The sequence below is a fragment of the Rhodopseudomonas sp. G2_2311 genome (genome assembly GCF_047501505.1).
Taxonomy (GTDB): Bacteria; Pseudomonadota; Alphaproteobacteria; order Rhizobiales; family Xanthobacteraceae; genus Rhodopseudomonas; species Rhodopseudomonas palustris_H.
This window is the reverse complement of the sequence record NZ_JAZDRK010000004.1, coordinates 219,552-242,763: the sequence shown is the minus strand read 5'-3', so window position 1 is coordinate 242,763 and position 23,212 is coordinate 219,552. Positions and strand designations below refer to the sequence as shown.

Annotated in this window: 17 protein-coding genes and 2 pseudogenes; 5 read left to right on the top strand and 14 right to left on the bottom strand. The window is 61.4% G+C overall.

The features are described 5' to 3' along the window. Nucleotides 1-85 precede the first annotated feature (85 nt). The 5 genes from VRZ08_RS08815 to VRZ08_RS08795 all read left to right on the top strand — a co-directional run bounded on the left by VRZ08_RS08815 (nt 86) and on the right by VRZ08_RS08795 (nt 6,065). On the top strand, nt 86-1,492 hold the full coding sequence (locus VRZ08_RS08815; RefSeq protein WP_414532323.1) for an oligosaccharide flippase family protein: 1,407 nt from the start codon (nt 86-88) through the stop codon (nt 1,490-1,492). Nucleotides 1,493-1,797: 305 nt separating this feature from the next. After that, nucleotides 1,798-2,442 (top strand): class I SAM-dependent methyltransferase, encoded by a 645-nt coding sequence (locus VRZ08_RS08810; RefSeq protein ID WP_414532322.1) that lies wholly within the window; start codon nt 1,798-1,800, stop codon nt 2,440-2,442. A 4-nt stretch (nt 2,443-2,446) separates the two neighbouring features. After that, the gene (locus tag VRZ08_RS08805; protein WP_414532321.1) at nt 2,447-3,664 is read left to right on the top strand and encodes a glycosyltransferase family 2 protein; all 1,218 of its coding nucleotides are present in this window, start codon (nt 2,447-2,449) and stop codon (nt 3,662-3,664) included. A 98-nt stretch (nt 3,665-3,762) separates the two neighbouring features. Continuing rightward, complete coding sequence (locus VRZ08_RS08800) at nt 3,763-5,022, top strand: hypothetical protein (RefSeq protein WP_414532320.1); 1,260 nt, start codon at nt 3,763-3,765, stop codon at nt 5,020-5,022. A 17-nt stretch (nt 5,023-5,039) separates the two neighbouring features. After that, entirely contained in the window at nt 5,040-6,065 is a 1,026-nt protein-coding gene (locus tag VRZ08_RS08795) for a glycosyltransferase (RefSeq protein ID WP_414532319.1), read from the top strand. A 275-nt stretch (nt 6,066-6,340) separates the two neighbouring features. Here VRZ08_RS08795 and VRZ08_RS08790 read toward each other — a convergent pair. The 14 genes and pseudogenes from VRZ08_RS08790 to VRZ08_RS08725 form a co-directional block, all read right to left on the bottom strand. Beyond that, nucleotides 6,341-7,296, bottom strand: a pseudogene (locus tag VRZ08_RS08790) (IS481 family transposase). Nucleotides 7,297-7,389: 93 nt separating this feature from the next. Next, nucleotides 7,390-8,328: pseudogene (locus VRZ08_RS08785) on the bottom strand (IS630 family transposase). Nucleotides 8,329-8,762: 434 nt separating this feature from the next. Beyond that, nucleotides 8,763-9,605: an ABC transporter ATP-binding protein gene (locus VRZ08_RS08780; RefSeq protein ID WP_414532318.1), complete on the bottom strand. Its 843-nt coding sequence runs from the start codon at nt 9,603-9,605 to the stop codon at nt 8,763-8,765. A gap of 261 nt (nt 9,606-9,866) precedes the next feature. Then, on the bottom strand, nt 9,867-11,147 hold the full coding sequence (locus VRZ08_RS08775; protein WP_414532317.1) for an ABC transporter substrate-binding protein: 1,281 nt from the start codon (nt 11,145-11,147) through the stop codon (nt 9,867-9,869). Between the two features lie 57 nt (nt 11,148-11,204). Continuing rightward, entirely contained in the window at nt 11,205-12,278 is a 1,074-nt protein-coding gene (locus VRZ08_RS08770; RefSeq protein WP_414532316.1) for a branched-chain amino acid ABC transporter permease, read from the bottom strand. 163 nt (nt 12,279-12,441) lie between these two features. Further along, nucleotides 12,442-13,335, bottom strand: coding sequence for a branched-chain amino acid ABC transporter permease (locus tag VRZ08_RS08765; RefSeq protein ID WP_107346705.1), 894 nt, complete (start codon nt 13,333-13,335; stop codon nt 12,442-12,444). 244 nt (nt 13,336-13,579) lie between these two features. Continuing rightward, nucleotides 13,580-15,511, bottom strand: a complete 1,932-nt coding sequence (locus tag VRZ08_RS08760; protein ID WP_414532315.1) for a long-chain fatty acid--CoA ligase — start codon at nt 15,509-15,511, stop codon at nt 13,580-13,582. After that, nucleotides 15,508-16,335: an ABC transporter ATP-binding protein gene (locus VRZ08_RS08755; RefSeq protein WP_414532314.1), complete on the bottom strand. Its 828-nt coding sequence runs from the start codon at nt 16,333-16,335 to the stop codon at nt 15,508-15,510. The genes VRZ08_RS08760 and VRZ08_RS08755 overlap by 4 nt, the downstream gene beginning before the upstream one ends. A 279-nt stretch (nt 16,336-16,614) precedes the next feature. Continuing rightward, nucleotides 16,615-18,567: a glycosyltransferase family 39 protein gene (locus tag VRZ08_RS08750; RefSeq protein WP_414532313.1), complete on the bottom strand. Its 1,953-nt coding sequence runs from the start codon at nt 18,565-18,567 to the stop codon at nt 16,615-16,617. Nucleotides 18,568-18,687: 120 nt separating this feature from the next. Further along, nucleotides 18,688-19,266 (bottom strand): hypothetical protein, encoded by a 579-nt coding sequence (locus VRZ08_RS08745; protein ID WP_414532312.1) that lies wholly within the window; start codon nt 19,264-19,266, stop codon nt 18,688-18,690. Between the two features lie 172 nt (nt 19,267-19,438). Next, nucleotides 19,439-20,134 carry an ABC transporter ATP-binding protein gene (locus VRZ08_RS08740; protein WP_107345718.1) on the bottom strand — a complete coding sequence of 232 codons (696 nt, stop codon included), beginning with the start codon at nt 20,132-20,134 and terminating at the stop codon, nt 19,439-19,441. Next, nucleotides 20,134-20,883, bottom strand: coding sequence for an ABC transporter ATP-binding protein (locus tag VRZ08_RS08735; RefSeq protein ID WP_107345717.1), 750 nt, complete (start codon nt 20,881-20,883; stop codon nt 20,134-20,136). The genes VRZ08_RS08740 and VRZ08_RS08735 overlap by 1 nt, the downstream gene beginning before the upstream one ends. Then, complete coding sequence (locus tag VRZ08_RS08730) at nt 20,880-22,181, bottom strand: branched-chain amino acid ABC transporter permease (RefSeq protein WP_414532311.1); 1,302 nt, start codon at nt 22,179-22,181, stop codon at nt 20,880-20,882. Before VRZ08_RS08730 ends, VRZ08_RS08735 begins: the two co-directional genes overlap by 4 nt. Further along, on the bottom strand, nt 22,178-23,125 hold the full coding sequence (locus tag VRZ08_RS08725) for a branched-chain amino acid ABC transporter permease (protein WP_107345715.1): 948 nt from the start codon (nt 23,123-23,125) through the stop codon (nt 22,178-22,180). Before VRZ08_RS08725 ends, VRZ08_RS08730 begins: the two co-directional genes overlap by 4 nt. Between the last annotated feature and the right edge of the window lie 87 nt (nt 23,126-23,212).

Sequence of the window (23,212 nt, the reverse complement as noted above, 5' to 3'; positions counted from 1 at the left end):
ACTGCTTGCCTGAAGGATAGGCATTGCAAGCTTATTGCGTCTATACCAACAGCTAGCAACGCGATTTCGCGCTTGAGGAATACCTGTGATAAAGAATTCACTCGTGAACGGCCTGGGACTGACCTTTCCTATTGTTGCCGCCATACTGTGCATCCCTCCCATCTTCGCAATCTTGGGCGAAGAGAATTCTGGTCTGCTGCTGCTGATCTGGGCCATTGTAAATTCGTCGGCCTTGCTTGATTTCGGCCTTGGTCGGGCTCTCACCCTCTACTTGGCGAAAGCTGATTCTAACGCCGATGTATCCAGCATCATAGGTGTCGCCTTCTGGTTATCGGCATTGATTGGCGCGGTATTCGGAATGGCGCTTTACTTCGGAAGCACCGCTCTTGCAGCGCATCTGGGCAAGGCATCGGCTGGGCCAGCGTTCCAGGCCATCGCTTGGTCGGCACCGTTCATAATTGTAACCTCCATTCTACGCGGTGTGCTCGAAGCCAATCGTCAGTTTGTTATAGTCAACGCTATACGCATTCCCACTGGCACCCTCAATTTCGTGGGGCCTCTATTAGTGGTCTGGTTCCTCCAGCCGGACAATGCGCTCGTTGCATGGTCTCTCACTCTTGGACGAGTGCTCACCTTTTTGCTATTTTTCCTGTTCGCGTGCCGAAATTCAACCGGCTCAGTTTGGAGAGTACGCAATCTGAATGGTAGCTTGAGTTTGATTAGCTCTGGGGGCTGGATGACGATAAGCAACATGGCAGGGCCAGTGCTAAACTTGGTCGAGCGTTTCGTTATCGGTTCACAGCTTTCATTTAGTGTTGTCACAGTTTACGCAACTCCACAGGAATTCGTCTCAAGACTAGCGATCATTCCAAATGCAATCAGCATCACCCTGTTTCCAGAACTGGCCAACAATCGACTGGATGAAGCATCTTTAAGTCGCATCTACATCAACTGTCTGGGTGTAATACTGGTCCTCATAGCGGCGCCAACATTGGCAATTGTGCTCTTTGCTCACGAGATTCTCTCGATATGGCTCGGCGTGCAATTCGCCCTCTCTTCCTCGGCCACCCTGCAGGTGTTTGCGATTGGAGGGCTGGCAGGCGCCTTGGCGCAGATTCCATTTGTTCTCATCCAGGCGCGTGGGGGCGCCAGGTTCACCGGCAGTCTCCATCTGATAGAAATGACTCTGTTCTCGCTCGCCCTGATCATCGCAGTCTCAAATTGGGGGCTGATTGGGGCCCTCGTGACTTGGTTGATCCGATGCATTTTGGACGCCATCATACTGTTTCTGTATGCAAGCAGATTTGCCAAATTACGATTGCATCGAGATTCTGTCGCTAGGTTGGCGTTATTGGCTGTGACTTTGGCCTGTCTTCCACTGATGTGGGTGGATTCATCGTGGCCTCGTTTGGCAGCGTTGGTATTCGTGACAGGCCTGTCAGCCCGCAGTGCCGCTGCAATTTTCCGATCTGGGATTGGAGGTCGGACGTGATCCTAATGCCTCCATGCCCGATCTGTGGGCAAGCAAGTGCACAACAGTATTCCGACCTCGCTGACAAGCTCTTTGGTGTTCCTGTGCTTGCTAGCTATTACCGTTGCTCGAATACGTCATGCTCACACCTATTTAATTGGCCATTACCCCCATCCGATGAGATTCCGGCCCTCTATTCTGAGTATTCGACGCACAAGCGCGCCACCCTCCAAGGCGATAGCGTTAAGGGCCGACTCGTCAGTGCGGTCGTCTCCGCGTTGGGGGCTGTCGACGGTCTCTCAGGCCAGATTGCACGGTGGAGATTGATGGACATGGAAGGCCGTAGGGGGGCTGTCCTCGAGATCGGTTGCGGCTCTGGTGCATTGCTAGAAGCCCTCAAATGCCGCGGACACGACGATTTATCTGGAGTAGACTTCGATCCCAAGGCTATCCAAGTGGCCAGAGACGCTGGTCTGAACGTTTCAGTCGGAGAGATTGGTGACATTCAGCGATGTGACTTCGATATTGTACTTCTGAACCACGTTATTGAGCATCTTCAATCACCCGAAGAAACGCTTAAAGAAATATGGTCCCGCTTAAAGCCGGGCGGCTCACTTATTATTCGCACGCCGAATTCAAGTAGCCTTCTCGCGACTCTTTTCGGCAGTGAGTGGCGAGGACTCGAACCGCCGCGGCACTTCAACATATTTACCATGGCATCATTGCGTCTACTGGCTAAGAAGGCCGATTATGTCACGGTCGAGATGGGCACCACAAACGCCATGCTGCAGGGCGTTTATCTGGAAAGCGCCGAGCTATATGCAGGAACTCTAAGGGGTTGGCGGAAGCTATTGATCCGCGCCGGGCTGCGTTTGATGTTCCCGCTGCTGGTGCTCTTAGCTTCCGTGCGGCATGCTTTCGATGAAAGTAGTGGGGAGGAAATCTACGCCGTGTTGCAAAAGGAAAGCTGACCACGTGCATAATCCGCTACTTAGCATCGTGATGCCCACGCATAACCGCTATCGCTATGCAAGCCACGCCCTACATTCGCTGCTATCACTCAAGCCAGGACCTGACATCCTGGAAATTGTGGTTCATGATACGAGTACAAGTTTCGACCTGAGAGATTGGGTCGCTAGCTCATGTGATGATGACCAGCGGTTGCACTACGTTCATAGTGCCGAGCTCTTGGATTTGACCCAGAACCACAACCGCGCCCTTGCCATGGCAAGCGGACGTTATCTCTGCCTTATTGGCGACGATGATACAGTACTTCCCGATCTATTAGAACTAGCTGATTATGCTGATAAGCATAACATCGATTGCATCGCTCCTCAAATTGTAGCCAACTATGCTTGGCCTGATTTTGTGTCACGCACGTTTGGTACCGGCCATGCCGGTCGACTCTACGTGAAGCGAAAATACGGTGCGTTCGAGCGGAAACTCACCGAACCCGCACTAAACGCCTCACTCGCGCGTGCCGCCCAGGGCACCGACGGCCTTCCGAAACTTTACCACGGCCTCGTAAAACGGCGGGTGATGGAAGTTATCCGATCGAAGACAGGCGATTATGTTCATGGAGCCAGTCCAGACGTATCGGCGGCTCTAGCTATAGCGGCAACCATAGAAAGCTTCGTCGAAATCGATTTTCCGGTCACTCTTCCCGGGGCGTCGGGTGGGAGCAACACCGGCGCTAGCGCAATGGGGCAGCACAAAGGCGATCTGGCCAACACCAGGCAGACGTCACGTTATGCGGCTAATTGGCCGGCTCTCGTGCCGCCATTCTATTCAGTAGAAACAGTCTGGGCGCACGCTGCATTCGAAACTCTACGCCTGCTAAACCATCCCGCACTCAAGCAGTTCAACTATCCCGAACTCTACATGCAATGTCTGATCCGGCATCGTCGCGAGGTAGATCATACCTTCCAAAGCATGAAGGCTTATCAACGTCTCCGCGGAACAAGCACCACCGAACTCAGCTTCATGTGCATATCGTCCGCAGCGTCAATAATCATGAGGGAGGCAATGCGATTGGCCATTCGGGCTACAAGACCCACGGCCGCAGGCAACCGACGTCATTTCGGCGCGCTGGCGACCATAGCCGAAGCACAAACAATGGCAGTTCGAATCATTGCGTCTGACGACGTCGGTCTTGCTACCCTCCTCGGAAACCAAGAGGGGCCACAATCGTGAGCATACTCCCGGTCCTCTCCGCTATCTGGGCTATCTCTGTGGCCACGGCGACTGCGACCGTAGTTTACCTCAACAGAGGACGGGGTGGAAATGCCACAGTGTGGGCGATATTCATTTTCGCATCTGTTTCTTTTTACCACACGTCGCTCTTCACATTCTCTAAGATTGACATGAGTTCGTGGGTAACATTGACGGGGGGCAACCCATTTCAAAAAATTGCCGTGGCGATGGTTTTGGTCGCCGCTTTTGGTTGCCTGCTCGTAGAGATGCCCCGTCTTCAACCCTCGACCAGATGGCCGGAATTGTCTCTACCTGCGATCGCATTGGTCTTTGGCGGGTTTGGTTACGCTGCGCATTTTTCTGCCGTCACCGGTCAGTGGCTTATCGATGCAGGCTCTCATCTTGCGTTCTTTGTGGTGGTCATTGGGCTGCTCATTCTCATACCCCGGGCTGAGCGCGTTGAAGTGCCAAGAATCGTGCATTTGATCCTCAGTTGTCTGATCTTGCTTTCGGCGATTGTCGGTTTTTATGAGATCTCAACCGGCCGCGCCTGGGCAACGTATACGCGAGCCGACGGATTGGTCGTGGTGCGCGCGAGTGGCCTTTTGTTCAATCCAAATTTGCTGGGCGGCTGGCTCGGGTTGGCATTTCTATTCCTCTTACGCGCACCGAACGCATCGTCGTCCCTTTATGTGTGGTGGCATCGTGCGGTGAAGACAATGATCGGCTTCGGTCTCTTCTTGTCAGGTTCGCGTGGAGCGACCATTTGCCTTGCGCTCTCAGCAATAGTTGCTGTGGCCGTAAATTGGCGAGACGCCTGGAAAGTCGTCCGCCAATACCTGTTTGTCGCCGTCGGCTTTTTAATCATTTTCGCCGGCAGCTTGTCGGTTCATAACAACGCCTTCCATACGCTTGCCTTGCGTTGGCTCGATGGACCGCTAGCGTTAAACACTGTTTTGCCCTCAACCCTCTCTCAGAAATTGACGAAACTCAACGGCGGGTTGGCGAACGTCGAGACCGAGAACCTTGAAATTGCTGTGACAGGCCGCTTTTCTGGCGATTTGCGGGACAATGGCTTTCTTGCAGCGCTTGATCGGGGAGGCCCACTGGCGGTAGCCAGTCTAGTCATCATTTGGCTTGCTGTTGTCGCCTTTGTTACACGCGCGTCAATGGAGTGTTCAGGTCCAACCAGAGCAAGCATGTGGGCTTTGCTAAGCTATCTTCTGGCTTGGTCGATACAAGCCAGGGCGTTTCAAGTTTACCCAATTTGGGTTTTCATGGGGATTGGCGTGGCGATATTGCTGCGCGATTGCACCTCGACCCTTCTTGGCGGGCATAAACGAGTAGCGACGTCGTAGAAATCCGGAGGAGCCTAGTGGCTAACGGTACCAACATCATTTACGCGCCCAATATCCGAGGCGGCGGGGGATTGGTCCTTTTGAGAGGTCTATTGCACGCTGCGAATGCAGCCACTGGCGGCCGCGCATTCTTGGACGAGAGATCTGCCCCACTCCTTCCTAGCTTCGAACGCATTAGCACATCATGGGTGAAGCCTGGATTGGCCGGGAGACTCCGGGCTGAACGAGACCTCGCAGTAGCCACGAGTGATGGCGACATTACGCTCTGCTTTTCTGGCGTGCCGCCGCTTCTCCGGCAGCGCGGCAAAGTCATCGTATATGCCCAAAATTCGCTGACCATCAGCAACTACTCCTTGGACGGATTTCCCCTCCGTACGGCGGCTAGGCTGCAGGTAGAGCGTGTTTTGCACCGGCTGCTGTCCGGTAATGTCGATGAATACGTGGTCCAAACATCGAACATGCAGCGTATGGTTCAAACAGCGTTGATAGGCATGCAGGTTCAGGTCGTGCCATTTATTGTTCCTTCTAACCCGGCCCAGACCGTCGAGCGAACCTCCGACTCTCCCCTCTTCATCTATCCAGCACATGATGATCCACACAAGAACCACAAAAACCTGATCGAGGCGTGGACCTTACTTGCAATTGAGGGACTCTTTCCAATCCTTGCGTTAACGCTCGAAGATGGCAACAATCGGCTAATCGATCCAATTGCGGGGTGTCGCGGAAGGGGTGGGAAAATAAGATGCCTGGGAGCCTTGAGCCATATGCAGATGATAGAGGAATATCGATCAGCCACCGCACTCGTATACCCATCACTGACCGAGTCCCTTGGCCTGCCCCTCGTGGAAGCTCAGCAGGTTGGCTTGCCTATTGTTGCGTCCGAATTGGACTTCGTTCGTGACATCTGCGATCCTGTAGAATCCTTTAATCCGTACTCTCCCATATCGATCGCAAGATCTATCAAACGTTTGCTTAGAATCACAACCCGACGCGCCGCTCCCTGCACTCCAGACGAGGCATGGGCGAAAATCATGCGTTCGTGAGGTTTCAATTGATGCCGCTCTGCCTGCTGATGGCGTAACGAGTCGCCTCGGCGAACGTGGACTTCTCAGATCGGCGCGGTTTCCCATTGTTCGAAGAGCTTCACTACGATCGCTGCGAACCGTATCCGTCCGGTGAAGAATGCCTCGCCGAAAGAGAGATGTTGCTCCGGATGCGCACTGCCACTGCCTGCCACTGAACTTTCATCCAGTCCAGTTGGTGCCTCGGCGGTTTTTACGCTGCTCGGCGTATGTCGAGCAACGGGCGATCGGCGAAGCTAGCTGTGAGCTTTCAATAGGTTGTCCTCGGACAGACCGAGGCGGCTGATAGGGATTTGTGATTTTATGTCGCCGTGAGGGCGGCGCCAATTGTATCGATGCAGCCAGATCGGCAGTTCCTCGGCCCTGCGTTTCGAAGTCGGATAGGCCAGCGCGTAGGCCCATTCCCTAAGAGCGCTCTGGATGAAGCGCTCGGCCTTGACGTTGGTTTTCGGCGTGTAGGGCCTGGTCCGGAGATGCTTGAGCGCCGAGGGCGTGGCAGGCGTTGCGGAAATCAGCCGATTTGTAGCAACTGCCGTTGTCGGTCATAATGCGGCTGATGGTGACGCCAAGCCTAGCGTAGTATGCGACTGCGGCCTTTAAGATGGTGATCGCGCTGACGGCCTTCTCGTCCGGGAAAATCTGCGAGAATGCGACACGTGAGGCGTCGTCGATGCAGACGTTGACGAACTCCCAGCCGACGCCGCGGCTGTTGCTTTGGCTGGTGCGATCGCTGGTGATGCGATGGCCGATCTTGTCGAAGCGGCCGAGCTACTTGATGTCGATGTGGATCATGTCGCCAGGATGGGCGTACTCGTAGCGGCGTGCTGGTTCGGCCGGCTCCAGGTCACGCATTCGGTTGAGCCCCTGGCGTCGCTGGATGCGGCTGACGGTGGCCGGCGACAGGCCGAAATCAGCGGCGATCTGCTTGCCGGTCAGACGCTGACGGCGCAATCGTTCGACCTGTTCCACGGTCGCCACTGGCGTCGGCTGGTACAGCAGCCGCGGCCGCGAGGAGCGATCTGCAAGTCCTGCGCGCCCTTCGGCCTTGAACCGGGCGACCCACTTAAGGGCCGTTCGCGGGCACACGCCTGCGGCTTGTGCGGCGGCCTTCGGCGTCTACCCGCTCAACACCGCTTGCACCAACCGCTCTCGATCAAATCGGCGTCAAACGGGCATTCTTGTGAATGTTCATCCGGTCCCTCCTTGGACACTGAAGCTTCGCAGCCTCAGCATCCTCGGTCCGCACCAGATGGACAACCTATTGAAAGCTCACAGCTAGAGCACTTCATGTTTCGATGGAAGCGTATCCTGCGTTTACGAAGTAGTTGGCGCACTCGTCTGGGATGATGGTCCCGGTGAGGCGCCCAATGTGATCGCAAGCTGCGTCGATGGTTCGCTTCTGGGCGATGCGCATCCAGTGCTTGATCTTGGCGAAGACCTGCTCGATTGGGTCGAGTACGGGGGCAGGTACCAGAGCCACGCACCGGCTTCTCGGATCATCCGCCGGACGGAGGGCGATTTGTGGCTTCCGAGATTGTCCATAACGACGATGTCGCCTGGCCGCAGCGCCCGAACGAGTTGCTGTTCGACAGAGGCGCGGAAGCTCTCGCCGTTGATCGGCCCATCGAACACGCAAGGCGCAGTGAGCCGGTCACAGCGTAGCGCGCCGAGGAAGGTCAGCGTACGCCAATGGCCATGTGGCGCAAAGCTGCGCAGCCGCTCGCCCTTCGGTCCCCAGCCACGGAGTGGGGCCATGTTGGTCTTGATCCTGGTCTCGTCGAGGAAAACCAGCCGACCGGGATCGAGGCGGTCCTGAAAGCTGCGCCAGCGCTGTCGCCGCCACGCGACGTCGGCACGGCCCTGCTCAAGGGCGAACAGAGTTTCTTTTGAAGCTGAGCCCCTCTCGCTTCATGAAGGTCCACACCGCGTTGTGCGACACCTTCACGCCTCGCGCGGCGAGTTCGTCCTTCAGCCCATGCAGCGTCAGATGTGGCATCTGCCCGATCCGCTCCACGATGAACGCGCGATGCGGCTCCAGTATAGGCTTGCGGTGTCCACCCATCTTGCCTGGCGCCACCGATCCCGTCTGGCGATAACGCTGGCACCACTTCACGACGGACGACACCGCGACAGCAAACCGGGTCGCTACAGCATGACAGCTCTCGCCGGCCTCAACTGCCGCCACGGCTCGTTCACGAAGATCATTGGAAAGAGGTCGGACCATCGATGCTGGCCTCCGATCCAGCCAGGATCTTGAATCACAAAACCCCGCCCGCCGGAATCCCTCTCGATTCAATCAAGCGATGAACCGCTCTAGTGATGAACCGCTCTAGGCGGACGGGGTTGTTAAGCCGCGACCGGGATAAGCCAGAAAGCACGCCAAGCGAGCCTCCGAAGGATCAAGATGCCATAAATAGTCAGGTCATACCGCTCATCATGTGCGCGGAGCTGTAGCGCGTCTGTGGTCGGCATCACGGAGGTTTGGCCGGAAGCAGTTCTTGCGCTGTTCGGGCCACGCTCGACTTTCCAGGCTACCATGGTCCGTGTCCGATTCGGAGGTGTTCGCGAGGCCGATCATCATCCGTATCGAGGACGACTACCGGCAGAGTTGAGCATCTCCTACGCTTATACACCTCTCGCTGTGCCGATGCGCGGACCTCACAGCCACCTCTTCCTCCTCTTAAAACTCTTCAAATTCTTGAAGCTCTTGCGCTGGTCGCCGGCGCCGCCGAGGTAGAACTCTTTCACGTCCTCGTTGTCGCGGAGTTCGTCGGCGGTGCCGTCGAGGACGACTTTGCCTTGTTCCATGATGTAGCCGTGGCTGGCGACGGAGAGGGCGGCGCGGGCGTTTTGTTCGACCAGGAGGATGGTGACGCCGAGGTCGCGGTTGATCTGCTGGATGATCGAGAACACCTCCTTCACCAGGAGCGGGGAGAGGCCCATCGAGGGCTCGTCCATCAGGATCATCTTCGGGCGGGCCATCAGGGCGCGGCCGATCGCCAGCATCTGCTGCTCGCCGCCCGACAGGTAGCCGGCGAGGCCGGTGCGCTCCTTCAGCCGCGGGAAATAATTGTAGACCATCTCGATGTCGCGGCCGACCCCGCGGTCGCTGCGGGTGAACGCGCCGAGCCTCAAGTTCTCCAGCGACGTCATGTCGGAGACGATGCGGCGGCCTTCCATCACCTGGAAGATGCCGCGGCGGACGATCTTGTCCGGATCGGTGCCGTCGATGCGCATCCCGTCGAACACGATCTCGCCGCGGGTGACCTCGCCGTCCTCGGTCTTCAGCAGGCCTGAGATTGCCTTCAGCGTCGTCGATTTGCCGGCGCCGTTGGCTCCGAGCAGCGCCACAATCGCGCCCTGTGGCACGTCGAGGCTCAGCCCCCGCAGCACCAGGATGACGTCGTCATAGACGACCTCGATGTTGCGGACGCTCAGCAGCGGGCCTGGCGCCGTGGAGGCTCCGGCCTGCGGAGGGTGAAGTTCGGCGGCTTCGGTCATGGTGGTCCTACGTTCTCGAACGCGCTGAACTTGGTCGTGGGGCCGTCCGCGACCCACCGCCGTCATCGCCCGCGAAGGCGGGCGAGCCAGTATTCCTGAGCGTGGGTAATTCAACGGCGACGCTGCGGCGTACTGGTTCCCCCGCATGCGCGGGGGATGACGGTTGTTTGTGGTGAGGCGCCGCGGCTCAAAGCAGACGCGGCGCACGCTTTTCAGAGTTGCACAGCTCTCAGCGCCGCTGCGCTGGGCTAGGCGCTCAGCTCACCACCCGGCCCATTCCGGCTTGCGCGGCAGGTCGACGGTCTTGACCTTTTCCAGTTTGATCGTGCCCTTGCCGATCAGGTCCTTGAGGTCGCCGTCGGTTGGGCCTGACACCTTGGCGCGGTAGAGGTCGATCTTCATGGTGCCGCGGTGGTCCTTGGCGGTCCAGGTCGACGGGTTGCAGACGCCTTCCATGCCGGCCGGCACCCAGTCGGCCTTCTGGTAGAAGCCCTTGGCGACGTTCTCGCCGGTCGCGCCGCCGTTCTTGGCCGCCCACTCGATCGCCTCCTTCATGTACAGCGCCGAGCAGACTGCTGCGACGTAATGCACCGGGCGATAGACGTTGCCCGACGGATCGGAGATCTTTGAGATTTCCTCCACCGTCTTCATGCCGGGCGCGCTGCCGCCCCAGGCGACCGCGGTGCGCAGCGGGAAGATCACGCCGTCGGCGGCATCGCCGGCCGTCTTGGCGGCGTTCTCGTCCATGCCCCACACGTTGCTCATGAACTGGACGTCGACGCCGGCCGCTTTGCAGGCCTTCATCACCGAGATGTTGGAGGCCGCGGTGTTGCCGAGATAAGCGTAGTTGGCGCCCGAGCTCTTGAGGCTGAGGCACTGCGCCGAGTAGTCGCCCGGCGCCAGCGCGAATACCAGCGGCGGCAGCACTTCGAAGCCGAGCTCCTTGGCCATCGCTTCGCCGGCGGCCTTCGGGGCGTTGGGGTAGGGATGGTTGGCGCCCATGTGGACGAATTTCGGCGCGCCGGACTTGCCCTTGGCCTTCCAGTCTTCCGCCGCCCACATCAGTTCGGCGCGCAGCGCGTCGGAATAGGACGGGCCGTAGAAGAGGTTGTAGGGAGCGGGCTTGGCCTTGCCGCTGGTGCCTTCGGGGTCGGTCAGCGCGGCCGCGTAGGAGCCGGACAGGTCGGGAATCTTGTCGTTGGCGAGGAAGCCGGTGAGCGCCTCGGTGTCGGCGGTGCCCCAGCCCATGATCGCCGCGACCTTGTCGCCGCCCGACCATTTCTTGTACAGCGCGATCGCGCGCGGCACCTGGTAACCGTAGTCGTTGGTGTCGACGTTCAGCTGCTTGCCGGCGACGCCGCCGTTCTTGTTGACCCAGGCGAAGGTGTCGGCGACGGCCTGGCCGTAGGGCGTGCCGACGTCCGAGGTGCCGCCCGAATAATCGGCGAGGTGGCCGATCGCGATCTGCGCCTGCGCGGTCGCGGAGGCGCCGGCGATCACCAGCGCCAGCGCGGCACTGCTGAGCAGGGATTTCATCGTCATGGTGTTCTCCTCCAGTGTCGTTTTTATTGCCGTCTCGTGGTCCGTCCGTTCACGCGCTCAATGCGAGAACGGGTAGAGTTTCCAGTACGCCTTGATCTGCCGCCAGCGGTGCGCCAGCCCATCGGGCTCGAACACCAGGAACAGGATGATGATCAGGCCGATTGCGATTTCGCGCAGGAAGGTCAGGTTGTTGTTCAGCCCCAGCGTCTGGTCGATCGCGCTGCCCTTCAGGCCGCTGCTGAGCCATTCCATCGTCTCCGGCAGCAGCACCACGAAGGCGGTGCCCATCAGCGTTCCCGAGATCGAGCCGATGCCGCCGATGATGATCATCGCCAGGAACAGGATCGAGCGCTCGATGCCGAAGCCCTCGTTGGAGACGACGAGCTGGTAGTGCGCGTAGAGCGCGCCGGCGATGCCGGCAAAGAACGCCGCGAGCGCGAACGACAGCGTGCGATATTTGGTGAGGTTGATGCCCATGATCTCGGCCGAGAGATAATGGTCGCGCACCGCCACCAGCGCGCGACCGTCGCGGGTGCGCATCAGATTGGTGACCAGGATATAGCTGACCAGCAGATACCCCAGCACGACGTAAAAATACTGCTTGTCGCCCTGCAGGACGTAGCCGAACAGCGAGAACGGATTGGCCATCGCCGGCACCGAGCCGCCGGAGAACCATTCGGCGCGCGAGAAGAAGTCGATCAGGATGTACTGCGCCGCCAGCGTGGCGATGACGAGATACAGCCCCTTCAGCCGCGCCGCCGGCACGCCGAACACCAGCCCGACCAGCGCGGTGACGAGACCGGCGAGCGGGATCGCGAAGAACACCGGGATCGGGAAGTGGTTGTTCAGATAGGCCGAGGTGTAGGCGCCGAGCAGGAAGAACGCGGCGTGGCCGATCGAGATCTGCCCGGTGAATCCGACCAGGATGTTCAGCCCGAGCGCCGCGATGCCGAAGATGCCGATCTGGATCAGGATGCTGAGCCAATAGCCCGACAGCACCAGCGGCGCGAAGCACACCAGCACGACGCCCAGGATCGCCATGTTGCGGCTGGTCCTGGTCGGGAAGATCGTGGTGTCGGCGGCGTAGGAGGTGCGGAAATCGCCGGCGGGGATCAGAGAAGCATTCGCCATCGTTAGAAGCCTCCAACCTTCCACATCATCCTTCGAGACGCCCGGTTTTGCCCTCCGGGCTGCACCGGGCTCCTCAGGATGAGGCTGCCCTCATGGTGAGGAGCGCGGCGGCACGCCGCACGTCTCGAACCCTGAGCTGTTCCGTCTCGGTCCGCGCCTAAGCTCATATGCGCTCGATGTCCTTGGTGCCGAACAGGCCGTAGGGCTTGATCATCAGGATGATGATCAGCACGTAGAACGGCGCGATTTCGTAGAGATTGCCCCAGTGCAGATATTCGCTGTCGACGTACTGGGCGATGTTTTCCAAGAGGCCGATAATGATGCCGCCGAGCACGGCGCCGCCGATCGAGTCGAGCCCGCCGAGGATTGCGGCCGGAAACACCTTGATGCCGTAGGCGGACAGGCCAGACGACACGCCGTTGACTACGGCAACCACCACGCCGGCGACCGCCGAAACGGTGGCCGAGATCGCCCAGGCCATCGCGAACACGCTCTTCACCGAAATGCCGAGCGACTGCGCCACCTGCTGGTTGAATGCGGTGGCGCGCATCGCGAGGCCGTATTTCGACACTTTGAAGAACCACGCCATGCCGATCATCATCGCGACCGAGACGACGAGGCTCATCACATAGACGGTCTGGATCTGCAGGCCGCCGATCGAGATCGATTGGGTGGTGAAGATCTGCGGGAACGGCTGCGGGTTGACGCCGTAGATCCACTTCAGTGCCGCCTGGAATACGGTCGACAGCGCGATCGTCACCATGATCACCGAAATGATCGGCTCTCCGATCATCGGCCGCAGCACGATGATCTGCACCGCGATGCCGAAGATAAACATGAACACCAGCGTGATCGGCATGCCGACCCAGAACGGCAGCTGATATTTCGCCAGCAGCGTCCAGCACACCCAAGCGCCGATCAGCAGCAGTTCGCCCTGCGCGAAATTGACGACCTGGGTAGCCTTGTAGATCAGCACGAAACTCATCGCGACCACGCCGTACAGCGTGCCGACCACGAGGCCGTTGACGAGCAGCTGGATCAGGAGGTGTGAGTTCATCTTCTTGCCTCCCACGTCATTGCCGGGCTTGACCCGCCTGCGCGGCCGTAGCCGCTCCGGCGCGGCGAAGGCCCGGCAATCCATCTTCTTTGAACGATGGATGCGCGGGGCAAGCCCGCGCATGACGCCGTTAGACGACGATGCTTTTCGACGTCATGGCCGGGCTCGTCCCGGCCATGCCGCGGTCGCTGTTCGTGGATGCCCGGGACAAGCCCCGGCATGACGGTGGTGGGGAGGGCGCGGGTCATTCCGCAGCCTCCGCATGGGCGTGGCCGCCGCCGAGGTCCACCACCTTCAGCGTGGTGCGGATCCGCTGGGTGGTGCCGTCCTGGAACTGGATGGTGGTGTCGACCGGGATGTCGCTCTTGCCGCCATAGATGCCGTCGATGATGTCGGCGTATTTGTCGCTGATCACGCTGCGGCGGACCTTGCGGGTGCGGGTCAGTTCGCCGTCGTCGGCATCCAGCTCCTTGTAGAGCAGCAGGAAGCGGGCGATCCGCTGCGCCGGCGGCAGCGTGGCGTTGACGGTTTCGACCTCGCGGCGCAGCAGCTCGTACACTTCGGGACGGGAGGCGAGGTCCGAATAGGTGGTGAAGGCGATCCGCTTCTTCTCCGCCCATTTCGAGATGATCGAGTAGCGGATGCAGATCATCGCCGCCAGCATGTCGCGGCCGGCTCCGAGGATCACCGCTTCGGCCACGTAGGGCGAGAACTTCAGCTTGTTCTCGATGTATTGCGGCGAGAACCGCTCGCCGTGTGACAGCTCGGCGAGATCCTTGATGCGGTCGATGATGACGAGCTGACCGGCGCCGTTGAAATAGCCGGCGTCGCCGGAATGCATCCAGCCGTCTTTGATGTCGGCGGTCGAGGCTTCCGGGTTCTTGTAGTAGCCGAGGAACATATTGGGGTGGCGTACCACCACTTCGCCGATGCCCTGGACATCCGGGTTCAGGACCTTGATCTCGATCTCGGCGCCCATCGGCACGCCGGTGGTGTCGGGATCGACCGCGTCTGGCTTGTGCAGCGTATAGGCGCCGAGCAGCTCGGTCTGGCCATACAGCGTGCGCAGCGGCACGCCCATGGCGCGGAAGAACCGGAAAGTGTCGGGGCCGAGCGCGGCGCCGCCGGTCGCGGCCGAGCGTAGCCGCGTGAAGCCGAGGCGGTCGCGCAGCGCGCGGAACAGCACCGCGTCGGCGAACGCCGAATGCTGGCCCTGGTCGAGCGCGGCCAGCCCGGCTTTCATGCCGGCGCCATATAGCCGCTGCTTCAGCGGCGAGGCGTCCATCACCCGGGCGCGGACGTCGGCGGCGATGCCTTCCCAGACGCGCGGCGCGAACAGCACGAAGGTCGGTGCGATCTCGCGGAAGTCGTTCATCATCGTGTCGGGCTCTTCGACGAAGTTGACCTTCATTCGGCACAGCAGCCCTTTGCCGAGCGCGTAGACCTGCTCCATGATCCAGGGCAGCGGCAGTACCGAGACGTATTCGTCGTCCGGCCCCTTCGGATCGAAGCTCAGATAAGTCGCGCAGTGTTTCAGCACGCGCCCGGACGCCAGCATCGCCAGCTTGGGATGCGCGGTGGTGCCCGAGGTGGTGCAGAGGATCGCGACGTCCTCGCCTTGCGTGGCATCGACCAGCCGGTCGTATAGGCCCGGCTCCCGGCCGGCGCGATCGCGACCCAGCTTTGCGAGCTGATCGGCCGGTAGCAGCCGCGGATCGTCGTATTTCCGCATCCCGCGCGGATCGGAATAGACGATGTGCTTCAGATGCGGCGCACGGTCGGCGAGGCCGAGCAGTTTGTCGACCTGCTCCTCATCCTCGGCGAACACCAGCTTGGCCTCGCCGTAATTGAGCAGATAGTCGGCTTCCTCATCGAGCACATCGCGATAGAGACCAAGGCTGAGGCCGCCGATCGCATGCGCGGCGATTTCGGCCGCGACCCAGTCGGGCCGGTTGTCGCCGATGATGCCGATCACGTCGCCGCGGCCGAGGCCGAGTTCGATCATGCCGAGCGCGAAGTCGTGCACGCGGGCCTGATAATCGGCCCAGGTGAACACCCGCCAAAGCCCGAGATCCTTTTCGCGCAATGCGATTTCGGTCCCGAATTCCTTTGCATTGAGCCGAAGCAGCTTCGGAAAGGTGTCGGCTGCCGCGACGCGGCCGGCATAGTCGATCATGCCACACGCTCCGCCGCCGTCGGATGGTTCGGCGCATCGTCAGGATCGACCAGCACCTCGTCCTCTTCGCCGAGATACGCGCGCTTGACGTGCGGATCGGCCAGCACCTCGGCCGGATCGCCCTCGGCGATCTTGCGGCCGAAATCCAGCACCACGACGCGGTTGGAGATGTCCATCACCACGCCCATGTCGTGTTCGATCATCACCACCGTCATGCCGAACTCTTCGTTGAGGTCGACGATGTAGCGGGCCATGTCCTCCTTCTCTTCGAAGTTCATGCCGGCCATCGGCTCGTCGAGCAGGATCAGCGTGGGCTCCAGCGCCATCGCACGGGCTAGCTCGACACGCTTGCGCAGGCCATAGGACAGGGTGCCGGCGGTCGCCTTGCGCACCGACTGGAGGTCGAGAAAATCGATGATCTCTTCGACCTTCTGGCGATGGGCGAGCTCCTCGCGGCGCGCGCCAAACCAGTACAGCGCACCGGTCAGGAAGTTATTTTTCAAAAGGTGGTGGCGTCCGACCATGATGTTGTCGAGCACGCTCATGTGGTGAAACAGCGCGAGATTCTGGAAGGTGCGGCCGATGCCGAGAGACGCGCGGGCGTTCGGCTTCAGCCCGGTGATGTCGCGGCCATGGTAAAATAGTTGGCCTTCGCTCGGCTGGTAGCGGCCGGAAATGCAATTGACGACGGAGGTCTTGCCGGCGCCGTTCGGTCCAATGATCGAAAACAGCTCACCGTGATTCACGGCAAAGCTCACCTCGCTCAGCGCGCGGACGCCGCCAAAGCGCAAGGAGACATTGCGCACTTCCAATGCATGTTCCAAGCCCGATTTCCTCCCGGACACCGGCCGGCGCGTTGCTCGCGCCTGATCCTCGTGCCGCAGCATTTTTTGAGCCGCCTTCTGGGAGGCGTTGCTGTCATTTTGCCGGAGCGTAGCTTAGCCGGCCACCCGACGATATTCGACTATTTGAGTTTGGGAAGAGAGACTTGACGCAAGCCGCTGCGTAATCCCGCCTATCGTTACCGGTGACTCGGGCATCTGCCCGGCAAGGCGACCCGATGCCGCAGCGGTCGTGTTTTATCGCAATGCAACAAACACGGTTTAGCGGCGGCGCCAGACCGTTGCAGTGGCATCGCCGATGGGCAGCGCGTAGCTGGTGCTGCGTACGTAGCGGGTCTGGTCGGCCATCGCATCGACGATGCCGACCATGTTGGCGTACACCCATCCGAAGGCGGGGCCTTCGTCGCGGCTGTGGGGCGCGTCGATGATCACCACGACATCGGCGGTCGATTGCGCGATGCGCTCGCTCATCAGCGCCCGGGCGTCCTCGCGCGAGGTTACGCCGGCGATAAACGGGTCATCGACGATGGTGTGGCAACGGCAGCGTTCGCGGATTACCCAGGCGAACAGCTTGCTCATGCCGAACGTGGTGAACATCGCCACCTCGTGCGCGCCGTCGAGTTCGGCCAGATACGGGCGGATCAGTTCGAGATCGCTCGGGCCCGAGGCATCCTGCAGTGCGTAAGTTGCAGCCGCCTTCGGCATCGGCGACGTCAGGTTCACCGCGAGCAGCGCGGCGGCCAGAGCGGTCGCGACCGACCCTCGCCACAGCGGTGACAGCCAGCGACGGGTCAGAGCCAGCAGCACGCCGGCGCCCACGCCGGAGCAGATCCACACCGAAAACACCCAGGTCGACATGAACCGGCCCTGGTGCTGCGGATGCGCGATCACGCCGACCCAGGCCAGCAGCGCGAACAGGAAGACGGCGCGGGCTCCAGGCGTCAGCTTCGGAATCGCGATCAGTCCGATCAGCGCCAGAGCGATGGCGATCGGCGCCAGCCACGACACCAGATGAAAACCGTCGGCGAACACGCGCCAATAGAACTGGAGGCCCAGGGAGAGGCTGTGGTTCGGATCGGGATTATTGGCGGGGCTGACGAACCAAAGGAATTTCGACAGCCGGTGTGGCAGCAGAAACGAGATCGCGATCGGCGTCAGGTGCCAATACAGGAGCGCCCGCCCGGCGGTGCCGAGGGTCCGGTCGATCGCGGCGCGGTGCCGCAACCAGGTGAACGTCCACCACAGGAAGACCAGCGCATAGGCGGCCGTGGTCAGGTTTTCCGGCGGATACAGCGACACCGAGCGGCCGAATAGCTCCAGGGCAGCCGGCCCGTGCGCATAGATTGCTGCGACCAGGCCCGCCACCAACGCTGCGAGGATTAAGAACGGTGAGCCGGCAGTAGCCTTCAGCACCGCTTTCACACGGGTCGCCGCCCAGATCTGCCGAAGCGTTCGGGCGATCGGTGCCCAATGCTCGGAGGCATAGGCGATCGCCAGCGGCGCGATCAGCAGTCCCCAATAGTTGCCCTTGTGGAAGAACAGCGCGGTCAGGATCAGCGCCAGCAGCCGCCAGCGTCCGGGGGCATCCGGCTTGGCTTCGGCGCGCAGATAGGCCCACAGTCCGGCAGCCGACAGGCCGGCGCCGAGGCCTTCCAGCATCACGTCGGCGCTGATCAGGCGGAAGGCCGGGCTGGCGGCGGTGAAGATCACCGCAACCGCCGCGGCGAACAGGCCGCTGCAACGGTCGACGAACAGCCGCCGTGCGATCAGCCAGACGAAAGCGACCGTCATCACCCAGCCGATCAGGCTGGGGACGATGCCGAGCCGATGGTCGATGCCGCCGAGCAGCAACACGGCGCTCAGCACCAGCCCGTGAAACGGCGGCCAGACCTTGGCCTTCTCGAGCTCGCCGAAAAACCAGGCGGGATCGAAGGTCCGGATCGCCAGTGCGAGATCGAGTCCAAAGCTGTAGTGCGAATTGCGGTCGTGGTGAAAACCGCGCCACAGTAGGTCAGGCGCGTGATAGTAGCCGGCGAGCATGATCCCGGCGATGCCGATCGCCGCGGCGAGCACGATCAGGAACGCCCCGATGTCGAGCCAATCGCGGGATTGGTCGCGTAGCTGGCCGACAGCCGGAGATGCCGCAGGGATTGGACGTGGCGCGATCACCTGCGTGCCTGTCGTCCGGTCGTCCTGCCGCCCAACATCCACCATCGAGATCCCCAGCGATCGCGACCACCGTGATGTCCGGCCGCTCCGATCATCCGATAGCATGCCTGCGGCGGCTGCGATAAGGCGGGGTGTTTCTCGATCTTTCTGCTGACGGCAGAAACGCTATGCGCCGGTCCGGTCAGCCGCGTACAGGCGCGAGAAGACCATGCCGATGAAGATCGAGATCATGGCGGCGCTGAAGGCGTTCATCGAGAACAGACCGGCATATTCGGCCGGCTGGTAGCTGTGCGGCGGTGGCGCGTAGCGATCGTGCAGGAAGAGGTAGGCCGCGACCGGCACGCCAGACAGCGGCAGCATCAGCAGGCGCTCGCTGGGACGAAACAGCACGCTGGCCAGCATCGCGCAGGGCAGTAGAAACAGTTCGACGCCGGAGGGCACGCCGAGCAGCCAGGTGCAGAATATTGTGTTGCCGGTCGCGATCAGGGACAGCGTCACCCGCCCGAGCCGTGATTGGAGACGGGCCAGCGCCGGCACCGCGAGGAAGCACGGAAACGACAGCAGCGTCAGCAACAGCCATGGCATCCCGCCTGTGCCCCCGACGAATGCGACATACAGCGGATAAAACGGCCCGTTGCCGGCCAGCACCAGGGCCACCAGGTTGCCGGTGGCGGCGAGGGGATCGGGATTATCGGCGTAAGCGCGCAACCAGTCGGTGGCGCGGAGCAGGGCAGGGGGCAGCATCGGTCTCACAAGGGATCGGCGATCGGGCCGGAAGGGTAGCCTGGAACCTGACCGCCGGGAAAGCGTCCGTGATGTGCGCTGCTCGGGTGCCAGGGTCTCACGCCGCGGGGACCTTCCCGTCCGGAGAGGCAAGCCCAAGCCTCCTCCTTGCCGAAACTGAGCCGCTCGCGGCTTACACCTCCAGCCATTCCTTGCGGATGGCGGCGTTGGCCTTGAGGTCGTCGGGGGTGCCTTCGAACACGATCTTGCCGTGGCCCATCACATAGACCCGGTGCGAGATCCGCATCGCGATCGACAACTTCTGCTCGACCAGCAGGATGGCGACGCCGCGGCGGGCGATTTCGGCGATCAGGTCGCCGACCTGCTGCACGATGATCGGGGCCAACCCTTCGGTCGGCTCGTCGATCATCACCAATTCGGGATCGCCCATCAGCGTGCGGCAGATCGTCAGCATCTGCTTCTCGCCGCCGGACAGCACGCCGGCCGGAGTGTCGGCACGGGCCTTGAGGTTGGAGAACATGTCGAGCATGTCCTCCAGCTTCCATTTGCCGGGGTTGCGCGGGTTCTTGATGCCGAGCATCAGGTTCTGCCGGACCGTCAGGCCCGGGAAGATGTCGCGATGCTCGGGGACGTAGCCGAGCCCGAGATGTGCGATCTTGTAGCTCGGCAGCCCGGCGATGTTCTTGCCCTTGAACAGGATGCTGCCGTGCGGCGGCACTTCGCCCATGATCGCCTTGACGGTGGTGGAGCGGCCGACACCGTTGCGGCCGAGCAGGCTGACCACCTCGCCGGCGTCGATATGCATGTCGACGCCCTGCAGGATGTGGCTCTTTCCGTAATAGGCGTGCAGGTCTTTGACCTCGAGCATCAGGCCGCTTCCTCGCCGAGATAGGCTTCCTTGACCTTCGGATTGCCGCGGATTTCGTCCGGCGTTCCCGAAGCGATGATCTGGCCATAGACCAGGACCGAGATGCGGTCGGCGAGGCCGAATACCACGCTCATGTCATGCTCGACGATCAGCAGCGTGCGGCCTTCGGTGAGGCGGCGGATCAGCGTCACCGCACGTTCGGTCTCCGCATGGCTCATGCCCGCGGTCGGCTCGTCGAGCAGGATCACATTGGCACCGCCGGCAATCGTGATGCCGATCTCGAGCGCGCGCTGCTCAGCATAGGTGAGCAGGCCCGCAGGGACGTCGCGACGCGAGGTGAGGTGGATGTCTTCCAGGATCTGCGCGGTGCGCTCGCGCACCTCGGGCAGATTGTCGACGTTCTTCCAGAACGCGTAACGATGCCCGGTCGCCCACAGCACCGCGCAGCGCAGGTTTTCCCACACCGTCATGTTGGCGAACACGTTGGTGACCTGGAACGAGCGCGACAGCCCGCGACGGTTGATCTGGAACGGCTTCATGCCGGCGATCTCTTCGCCGCGCAGCAGGATGCTGCCGGTGGTCGGCCGCATGTAGCCGCTGATCAGGTTGAAGGTGGTCGACTTGCCGGCGCCATTCGGGCCGATCAGCGCGTGGCGTTCGCCCTGGGCGATCGTCAGGTTGATGTTCTGGATCACTTTGGTGACGCCGAAGCTCTTTTCGACGCCGCGGAGTTCGATCGCGGTGCTCATAGGGCATGAACCTTGGCGCGGGCGGCGGTCAGCGTGGTGTCCCAGGTCTGTGTGACCCGGCTCCACGCCATCTTGGCGAGGATGAAGCCGCCGATGATCAGCACGGCCGAAGCCGCCCAGGTCAGCGGGCTTGCGGCATTGAACGGAATGCCGAACGCCACCCGGTTCGGATCTTCGTGCGGATTGACGGTGTAGTGCACGGTGGTCTCGATCATCAGCATCAGCCCGATGCACAGCGCCAGCGTCGGCAGGGCGGCCATCACATAGCTCGGCAGCATCCGCGTCAGCATGCCGGCGCGCAGCAGCGGCCGATGCATCATCAGGACGCCGGTGATGCCGCCCGGTGCGAACAGCACCACGATGATGAAGAACAGGCCGAAATACAGCTGCCAGACCTGGGTCAGGTCGCTCAGCACCAGCGACAGCACGGTGACGAAGATCGCGCCGACGATCGGGCCGATGAAGAAGCCGATGCCGCCGATATAGGCCGCGAACAGCACGGTGCCGGATTGGACCGCGCCGAGATAGGCCGAGTTGGCGATCTCGAAATTGATCGCAGCGAGCGCGCCGGCGATGCCGGCAAAGAAGCCCGAGAAGCAGAACGCCAGATAGCGCACCACGTGGGGATCATAGCCGACGAACTGCACACGCTCCGGATTGTCCCGGACGGCGTTGCACATCCGGCCCAACGGCGTCCGGGTCAGCGCGTACATCGCGATGATGGCGATCAGAGTCCAGGCGGCTACCAGATAATAGATCTGGATCTGCGGACCGAACGACAGGCCGAATACCTTGAACAGCTTGGTACGGTTGGCCGAGATACCAGCCTCGCCGCCGAAGAAGCTGCGCAGGATCAGCGCCGAGGAGGCGACCAGCTCGGCGAGGCCGAGCGAAATCATCGCGAACGCGGTGCCGGAGCGCTGGGTCATCACCCAGCCGATCAGAGCGGCGAAGAACAAGCCGGCGAACCCGCCGATCAGCGGCACAAATGGCAGCGGGATCGGCCATTTGTTGAAGCCGAGGATATTGATGGTGTGGATCGCGAGGAATCCGCCGAGGCCGTAATACACCGCGTGGCCGAACGACAGCATCCCGGTCTGGCCGAGCAGGATGTTGTAGGACAGCGCGAAGATGATCGAGATGCCGACCAGGCTGAAGGTCGTCAGCGAGCCGCCGGAAGCGAACAGCTTCGGCAGCAGCAGCAGCACCAAAGCGGTGGCGATCCAGAGTCCGTAGAACTTGGCACGTTCGGACAGCGTCGGCCGGGGCGGCGCGGCGCTGGAGGCGAGGTCGGTCATGTTTCGCGGGTTCCCAACAGCCCCATCGGCCGGAAGATCAGGATGAGCACGAGCAGCAGATACGGCATGATCGGCGCGATCTGAGCGATGGTCACATTCCAGATGTCGTTGAGCCAGGAGGCCGCGAGATCAGGACCGAGCGGACCGAACAGCGAGGCAGGCGAGGCATTGATCGACACCGCAAAGGTCTGCAGCAGCCCGATCAGCAGCGAGGCGATGAACGCGCCGGGCAGCGAGCCGAGGCCGCCGACCACCACGACGACGAACAGGATCGGACCGAGCAGCGCCGCCATGTTGGATTGCGTCACCAGCGACGGGCCGGCGATCACGCCGGCAACGGCGGCAAGCGCGGTGCCGACGCCAAACACCAGCATGAAGATGCGTTCGACGTTGTGGCCGAGATGCGCGACCATGTGCGGGTGGGTCAGCGCCGCCTGAACGATCAGGCCGATCCGGGTCTTTTTCAGCGCGACCAGGAGGCCGACGAAGATCACCACCGACACCGCCAGCATAAACATCTTGTAGGCGGGATAGTTGGTCGAGAAGATCGTGAAGGCCGGAAAATCCAGCAGCGCCGGGGTGCGGTAGTCGACCGGGACCTTGCCCCAGATGATCGAGACCACTTCCTCGATCGCGAAGGCGAGCCCGAAGGTGAACAGCAGTTCGGCGACATGGCCGTTGCGGTGGACGCGGCGCAGGCCAAAGCGTTCGACCGCGGCGCCGATCGCGCCAGCGAGCAGCGGCGCGATCAGCAGCGCCGGCCAGAATCCGGTCCAGCGGCTGATCTGATAGCCGAAGAACGCGCCGAGCATATAGAAGCTGGCATGAGCGAAGTTCAGCACGCCGAGCATGCTGAAGATGACGGTGAGCCCGCTCGCCATCAAGAACAGCAGCATTCCGTACAGAACGCCATTGAGGGTGGAAATGACGATCAGTTCGAGCATGATGGGGTTAGGCCGCCTGACGATGTGAGGTCGTCATGGCCGGGCTTGTCCCGGCCATCCACGTCTGTTGTGAGTCCACGCCGAAGG